General features: G+C 73.0%; 7 protein-coding genes. 4 read left to right on the forward strand and 3 right to left on the reverse strand.

Going from position 1 to position 7,093, the window contains the following annotated elements:
- From IH13_RS0106160 to IH13_RS0106170, 3 genes are all read right to left on the reverse strand, one after another.
- A partial coding sequence (locus IH13_RS0106160) for an AfsR/SARP family transcriptional regulator (protein ID WP_031081702.1) occupies positions 1-674 on the reverse strand: 674 nt, incomplete at its 3' end.
- Between the two features lie 178 nt (positions 675-852).
- On the reverse strand, positions 853-1,677 hold the full coding sequence (locus IH13_RS0106165) for a MerR family transcriptional regulator (RefSeq protein ID WP_031081704.1): 825 nt from the start codon (positions 1,675-1,677) through the stop codon (positions 853-855).
- A gap of 226 nt (positions 1,678-1,903) precedes the next feature.
- Positions 1,904-2,107 (reverse strand): cold-shock protein, encoded by a 204-nt coding sequence (locus IH13_RS0106170; RefSeq protein WP_003967102.1) that lies wholly within the window; start codon positions 2,105-2,107, stop codon positions 1,904-1,906.
- Between the two features lie 285 nt (positions 2,108-2,392).
- Here IH13_RS0106170 and IH13_RS0106175 point away from each other — a divergent pair, with 285 nt between their 5' ends.
- The 4 genes from IH13_RS0106175 to IH13_RS0106190 form a co-directional block, all read left to right on the forward strand.
- Positions 2,393-3,271: a menaquinone biosynthetic enzyme MqnA/MqnD family protein gene (locus IH13_RS0106175; protein WP_031081705.1), complete on the forward strand. Its 879-nt coding sequence runs from the start codon at positions 2,393-2,395 to the stop codon at positions 3,269-3,271.
- 398 nt (positions 3,272-3,669) lie between these two features.
- Entirely contained in the window at positions 3,670-5,316 is a 1,647-nt protein-coding gene (locus tag IH13_RS0106180; protein ID WP_031081707.1) for a serine/threonine-protein kinase, read from the forward strand.
- A 136-nt stretch (positions 5,317-5,452) separates the two neighbouring features.
- Complete coding sequence (gene mqnC, locus IH13_RS0106185; RefSeq protein ID WP_031081709.1) at positions 5,453-6,652, forward strand: cyclic dehypoxanthinyl futalosine synthase; 1,200 nt, start codon at positions 5,453-5,455, stop codon at positions 6,650-6,652.
- A 7-nt stretch (positions 6,653-6,659) separates the two neighbouring features.
- Positions 6,660-7,093, forward strand: a 434-nt coding sequence (locus IH13_RS0106190) for an imidazolonepropionase-like domain-containing protein (protein WP_031081711.1), incomplete at its 3' end; no start/stop codon positions are given.

The raw sequence follows: 7,093 nt of genomic DNA on the forward strand, positions 1-7,093 counted from the left end.
CTGCGGTACAGGGCGACCATCAGCAGCTCGCGCAGCCGTTCGCGCAGGGGGTGGGCGGCGGTGAGGGCGGTCAGTTCGGAGACGGCCTCCGCGTGGCTGCCGACCTCCAGGTCCAGGTCGAGGCGGGTCTCGGTGAGCTGGAGGCGCCACTCCTCCAGACGGGTGCGCTGGGTGTCGGCGTGCGGTCCCGGCACGGAGGCCAGCACCTCGCCGTTCCAGAGGCCGAGGAGCTCGTTGATCAGGGCGCGGGCCCGGAGGCGGTCGCCGCCGCGGGTCTTCTCGGCCTCGGCGGCGAGGTCCTGGGCCCGGGTGAGGTCGAGGTCCTCGCGGCGGAAGCGGAGCGCGTAGCCTCCGGACTCGCTGACCAGCGTCTGCGGGCCGAGGACCTTGCGGAGCCGGGAGGCGTACGTCCGCACGGTCGCCAGGGCCTGGGAGGGCGGGGCGTCGCCCCAGAGGGCGTCGATCAGCTCGGCCGCGGTGGCGGTCCGGCCGTCGCGCAGCAACAGGACGGCCAGCAGGGCGCGTTGCTGGGGGGACCCGGTGGGCAGCGGCTCGTCCGCGCGCCAGGCGCGTACCGGGCCGAGCACGGAGAAGCGCAGAGCGGCGCCGTCCGCCGGCTGGTCCGGAGCGCACTGCTCCGGTACGCGCACGCCAGGTCCGTTGTCGCGGTCCATTGATGCCCCCTGTCCTGCTCGCCCCGCCGGCCCCGCTGGTTCCGCCGCGCCCGTACCGCTGGTATCGCCGTCAACAGTCTGCCTTGTGCCAGGCGGAATCGTCAGCACCGGGTGCTCCTCCGCACAGGACCGTGACGTGTCAGGGGGCCGGGTCCCGTGCGGGGGTGGTGATGAGGCGTCAGCCGGCCAGCGGCAGCTGGAGTTCCGTGACCCAGCCGGCGCGATCCGGTGGGCACTCCAGCGTGACCTCCCGGGCGTACCCGGCGCCCCTGCGGCCGTGGGCGTCGAGCCACCGGGCCAGGGCCTGCTCGGTGGCGAGGACGCCGTCCATGGACCCCCGGTGGACGACGGCCGCCGCCTCGCAGGCGGGCAGTTCGACGACGGTGACGCCGGTGTCGCCGAGCGGGCCGGGCGGGGCGGTGACGGTCACCCCGGCGTGCACGGTCACCGCGCCGTCGCCGGCCGGTGCGTCCGCGTACCGGGCGACGCCCGGGCCGGTGGGTTCCACACCCGCCGCGGCCAGCAGCGGGAACAGCCGGTCGTACAGCGGTCCGATGACCGGGGAGATGTCCTGCGGCCGGTAGCTCGCGGCGGTGGCGGTCAGTTCGGCGACCCGTACCGCCGGGACCCGCTTGATCATGACGTCGTCGTCGGGCATGCGTCCCTCGCTCTCGATGGACCGGAGCCTCGCCTCGACCCGCGTCAGCCGTGCGGCCGCCGCGGTCATCGCCGCCTCCAGCTCCGCCCGGCGCAGCCGCAGCATCCCGCGCAGCTCCTCCGCGTCCACCCGCTCGTCGAGGACGGCCCCCACCTGCTGGAGGGTGAAGCCGAGGTCCTTGAGCGCGAGGATGCGGTTGAGGCGGGCGAGCTGGGCGGCGCCGTAGTAGCGGTAGCCGGTGACGGGGTCGGTGCGGTCCGGGCGCAGGAGGCCGAGGGCGTCGTAATGGCGCAGCGTCCGGGCCGAGACCCTGCCGTGGCGGGCGAAGTCTCCGATGGTGAACATGGTGCTCCCAGTGGAGGGCCTGACACGGGGTGAAGGTCAAGCAGCGGGTTCCGGGGCCGCCGCCGGGGCCGCCGGGAAAGGCAGGAGCCCCGTTCCCCCCGCCGAGGCGGGGGGAACGGGGCTCCTTGGGTACTGCTAGCCGGCCGCGATCGGCCGACCCGGGCAACTCGAGGCCGCCCTTCGTCCGGAGTCGGACCGGGCTCCGGTCCGACTCCGGACGAACGACCTAGGCCGGGGTGACGTTCTCAGCCTGCGGGCCCTTCGGACCCTGAGTGACGTCGAAGTTCACGACCTGGTTCTCCTCGAGGGAGCGGAACCCGGACGCGTTGATCGCGGAATAGTGGACGAAGACATCCGGGCCGCCGCCGTCCTGGGCGATGAAGCCGAAGCCCTTTTCAGCGTTGAACCACTTGACGGTTCCGGTAGCCATAAGCCCTCCTTGGGCCAAAGGGTTGCCCTGCTCCAGAACCTGCAAACAAGTCTGAAAACTACAAAAGCCTGCGGGTTACATGCTCCGCAGGCTCTGTACTGCAAGGGAAACCAAACTGCAACTTGCGGCGAGCCTAGCACGCAGTCCTCGGGGAGCGGTAGAGGGAAAGATCACTTCACCCGGATGTTTGATTGGACCGCCGAACGGCTGACGGACGAGCCTCCCGGGGAGGCGTCCCGGCGCCCCGATGACGGGCGTCCCCGGGTACGGGTCTAGCCTCGCGATGTGGACAATTCAACCGTCTCTCCCGTAGAAGGCGACGACCGTCGCAGCAGGCCGCGGGTCGGCCACATCCAGTTCCTGAACTGCCTCCCCCTCTACTGGGGCCTGGCGCGGACCGGGACACTGCTTGACCTGGAGCTCTCGAAGGACACCCCGGAGAGACTCAGCGAGCAGCTGGTCAGGGGGGACCTGGACATCGGGCCCGTCACCCTGGTCGAGTTCCTCCGCAACGCCGACGACCTGGTCGCCCTCCCCGACATCGCGGTCGGCTGCGACGGCCCCGTCATGTCGTGCGTGATCGTGTCGCAGCTCCCGCTGGAGCAGCTGCACGGTGCCCGGGTGGCGCTGGGGTCGACCTCCCGCACCTCCGTACGGCTGGCCCAGCTGCTCCTCGCCGAGCGCTACGGCGTCACGCCCGACTACTACACCTGCCCGCCCGACCTCGGCGTGATGATGCAGGAGGCCGACGCGGCCGTGCTGATCGGTGACGCCGCGCTGCGCGCCAATCTGCACGACGCCCCCCGGCTCGGCCTCCAGGTCCATGACCTGGGCCAGATGTGGAAGGAGTGGACGGGGCTGCCGTTCGTCTTCGCCGTCTGGGCCGCCCGCAAGGACTACCTCGCCTCGCACCCCGAGTACGTGGAGAAGGTGCACGAGGCGTTCCTGGCCTCGCGCGACGTCTCGCTGGAGGAGGTCACCAAGGTGGCCGAGCAGGCGGCCCGGTGGGAGGCCTTCGACGCCGAGGTGCTGGAACGGTACTTCACCACGCTGGACTTCCGCTTCGGCCCGGACCAGCTGGCCGGGGTGCGGGAGTTCGCCCGCAGGACCGGCCCCGGCACCGGGTACCCGGCCGAGGTGACGGTCGAGCTGCTGGGCGGCTGACGGCGGCCGAGGGGGCGGACGAGGGGCGGACGGGAAAGTCCGGGAGATAGATGAATCCCGTACTTTCCCGTCCGGCCTTTATCGCGTACGTCCGGACGCCCCATTCCGTTCCCGGGAATGCGGATGAATGTCCGAGCGCCCTCCACGGGTGCCTGTCGCATACAGGGAGCGCCGAATAGCGGGCGCACTCCGGGACGACCCCGGTTTGCGATCCGGTATCGCGCCGGTGAACGCCTGAGTGGGGACACGGCGACCGACGCATTCGCGCCTTTCGCCATGGCGAAATCCCTGGCTTCGTTCCCTTAGGGCCCGAAATCGACGGAAGGTCTCCCTGGGGACGGGCACCCCGGGCGCCTAGGCTGCGCTCGGAGGTCCTGGGGTCCACGGGGGGAGACCATATGCAGCCGCTGGAAGCCGGCGAACCGCGCGCGGTCGGTGGCTACCGGCTGATCGGCAGGCTCGGCGCCGGGGGGATGGGCCGGGTCTATCTCGGGCGCAGCGCCGGCGGGCGCACCGTCGCGGTCAAGGTCGTCCACCCCCACTTCGCCCTCGACGAGCAGTTCCGGGCCCGCTTCCGGCGCGAGGTGGAGGCCGCGCGCCGGGTCGGAGCGCAGTGGACCGCCCCCGTCCTGGACGCCGACCCGGACGCTCCGGTGCCGTGGGTGGCGACCGGTTACGTGGCCGGCCCGCCGCTCTCCGACGCGGTCACCCGCCACGGCCCGCTGCCCTCCCGGGCGGTACGGGCCCTGGGTGCGGGCCTGGGCGAGGCGCTCGACGCCGTGCACGCGCAGGGCCTGGTCCACCGGGACGTGAAGCCGTCCAACGTGCTGCTCGCGCTCGACGGCCCCCGGCTGATCGACTTCGGGATCGCCCGCGCCCTCGGCGCCACCGTCTCCCTCACCTCCACCGGGGTCTCCGTCGGCTCGCCCGGTTACATGGCGCCGGAGCAGATCCGGGGCCTGGACGCCTCCGGAGCCGCCGACGTCTTCTCGCTCGGCGCGGTCCTCGTCTACGCGGCGACCGGTAACTCCCCCTTCCCCGGCGACTCCTCCGCCGTACTCCTCTACAAGGTGGTGCACGAGGAACCCGAACTCGGCGACCTGGAGGGGGAGCTGCGGGAGCTGGTGGCCGGGTGCCTCGCCAAGGACCCCGCCGACCGGCCCGCCCCCGCCGAGCTGGCCCGCTGCCTCTCGCCCGGCGGGGCCGCCGTCCTGGTGGCGCCCGGCTGGCTGCCGGACCCCCTGGTACGGGAGGTCAGCCGGTCGGCGGTGGCGCTGCTGGACCTGGAACCGCAGGACGAGCCGGTGGGGTCGGGGCCGGTGCCGTTCAGCAGCGCCTCGCTGGGCGGCCCGGAGCTCGGCGCCTTCGGCCCGCCACCACCGCCGCCACCGCCAGGCCCCTGGCCCGTGGCCGGGGCGACGGGCCAGGGGCCGGGTGCCCGGGTCGCGGTCACCCTGGACACCGGTCCGCAGCCCGGACCGCGCCGGGGGCGGCGGGTCAGCTGCACGGTCGCCCTGGCCGTCGCCGGTGCGCTCGCCGCGGTGACCGTCGGTGCGGGCCTGCTCGGTGACTTGTTCCCGGGGAGCGGTGCGGAGCACAAGGGCGACGAGGGCGCGGCCGCCCCGCCGTCCGCGGCGGCCTCCAAAGGCCCCGCCTCTCCTCCCGGGGACGCGGAGGGCGAGCCGTCGGCGGAGCTGCCCGAGGCGTTCGTCGGTACCTGGCGGGGGGCCGTCTCGGCGGCGGGACTGCCGGCCGGTGAGATGACCGTCGAGCTGGCGGGCGCCCGGGTGGGACAGCGGGTGGGGACGGCCGAACAGGTCGACCTCCTGGGCAACTTCCTCTGCGAGGACGTGCTCACCCTGAGGAGGATCGACGGCGACACGGCGGTCGTCGACGGCCGCAAGGGCGCGCGCGGCAAGGGCGTGTGCACGGACGGGGTGGACGGACTGAGGCTCGTCCTGAAGGACGACGCGCTCGAATACGTCTCCGACGACGCCGACGCGGGCAACCCGAGGGGAACGCTCACCCGGACGACGGGCGGCTGAGCGTCCGCCGTCCGGACCGCCCGGTGACCGCCCGCCCGACCGGGCGGACGGGACCTCCGGCGGATCGTGTCATGGGCTGGCGTAGGCTGGATCGGTCCGCGGATCCGTAGAAAAACCGCCGAAAGGTGACAGCCCGGTGACCGAGAAGGCCGACCTTCAGCCCGTCCTCGACCGCGCCGCCGAAGGCGGGCGGATCACGCCGCAGGAGGCGCTCGACCTGTACCGGTCGGCTCCGCTGCACGCGCTCGGGGCCGCCGCCGACGCCGTACGCCGCCGCCGTTACGCCGGTACCGAGCACATCGCGACGTACATCATCGAGCGCAACATCAACTACACCAACGTGTGCGTCACGGCCTGCAAGTTCTGCGCTTTCTACGCCGCGCCGAAGGACACCGCCAAGGGCTGGTCCCGGGACCTCGACGACATCCTGCGCCGCTGCGCGGAGACCGTCGAACTGGGCGGCACGCAGATCATGTTCCAGGGCGGCCACCACCCGGACTACGGCGTCGAGTACTACGAGGAGCACTTCTCCGCGATCAAGAAGGCCTTCCCCCAGCTCGTCATCCACTCGCTGGGCGCCTCCGAGATCGAGCACATGGCCCGGATCTCCGGCGTCTCGGCCGAGGAGGCCATCGCGCGCATCCACGCCGCGGGCCTCGACTCCTTCGCGGGCGCCGGCGCGGAACTCCTGCCGGAGCGGCCCCGCAAGGCGATCGCCCCGCTCAAGGAGTCCGGCGAGCGCTGGCTGGAGATCATGGAGGCCGCGCACGGCCTCGGGGTCGAGTCCACCGCGACCATGCTGATGGGCACCGGTGAGACCAACGCCGAGCGCATCGAGCACCTGCGGATGATCCGTGACGTCCAGGACCGCACGGGCGGCTTCCGCGCCTTCATCCCGTACACCTACCAGCCGGAGAACAACAAGCTGAAGGGGCAGACGCAGGCCACGCTCTTCGAGTACCTGCGGATGATCGCCATCGCCCGGATCTTCCTCGACAACGTCGCCCACATCCAGGGCTCCTGGCTCACCACCGGCAAGGAGGTCGGCCAGCTCTCCCTGCACTACGGCGCGGACGACCTCGGCTCGATCATGCTGGAGGAGAACGTCGTCTCCTCGGCCGGTGCCAAGCACCGTTCGAACCGGCTGGAGATCATCGACCTCATCCGCAAGGCGGGCCGGGTGCCCGCCCAGCGCGCCACGACGTACGAGCACCTCGTCGTCCACGACGACCCGGCGAACGACCCGGTCGACGAGCGGGTCGTCTCGCACATCTCCTCCACGGCGATCACGGGCGGTACGGCGCACCCGGAGCTGAAGCTCCTCGACGCCAACTGACCTGCCGGTGCTGACGGTCCACGCCGCCGACGCGGTCCTCGGCGCCCCGGACGGGGCGGACTCCGTGGCCGTGGACGGCGGCCTCGTCGTCGCGGTCGGTCCGTGGGCGGAGGTCTCCGCGGCCTTCCCGGCGGCCCGGGTGCGGCGCTGGTCCGGACTGATCGGCCGGGGCCTGGTGAACGCCACCGCGCGGGAACTGCTGGAGGCCGCCTACCACCCGGACCCGCGTGAGGCCGACACGCTCGGCACCCGGCCGCTGTACGGCGAGGCGGTCGCCGCGCTCGCGATGGACGACGCCCGCTGGGGCGCCAGCGCCCGGCGCGGGCTCCAGCGGATGCTGCGGCACGGCACCACCGCCGTCGCCGGGACGTTCACCCGCCCCGGGGTGCGCACCGCCGTCGCCCGCTCGGGGCTGCGCCTCCTGCCGCCGGTGGCGGGGGG

It is taken from the genome of Streptomyces sp. NRRL WC-3549 (genome assembly GCF_000721935.1).
In the GTDB taxonomy this organism is placed as follows: domain Bacteria; phylum Actinomycetota; class Actinomycetes; order Streptomycetales; family Streptomycetaceae; genus Streptomyces.

Bases quoted from the DNA above. Each gene is read 5' to 3' on its own strand.
- IH13_RS0106165 (WP_031081704.1), bottom strand. From the start codon at position 1,677: ATGTTCACCATCGGAGACTTCGCCCGCCACGGCAGGGTCTCGGCCCGG.
- IH13_RS0106170 (WP_003967102.1), bottom strand. From the start codon at position 2,107: ATGGCTACCGGAACCGTCAAGTGGTTCAACGCTGAAAAGGGCTTCGGC.
- IH13_RS0106180 (WP_031081707.1), top strand. From the start codon at position 3,670: ATGCAGCCGCTGGAAGCCGGCGAACCGCGCGCGGTCGGTGGCTACCGG.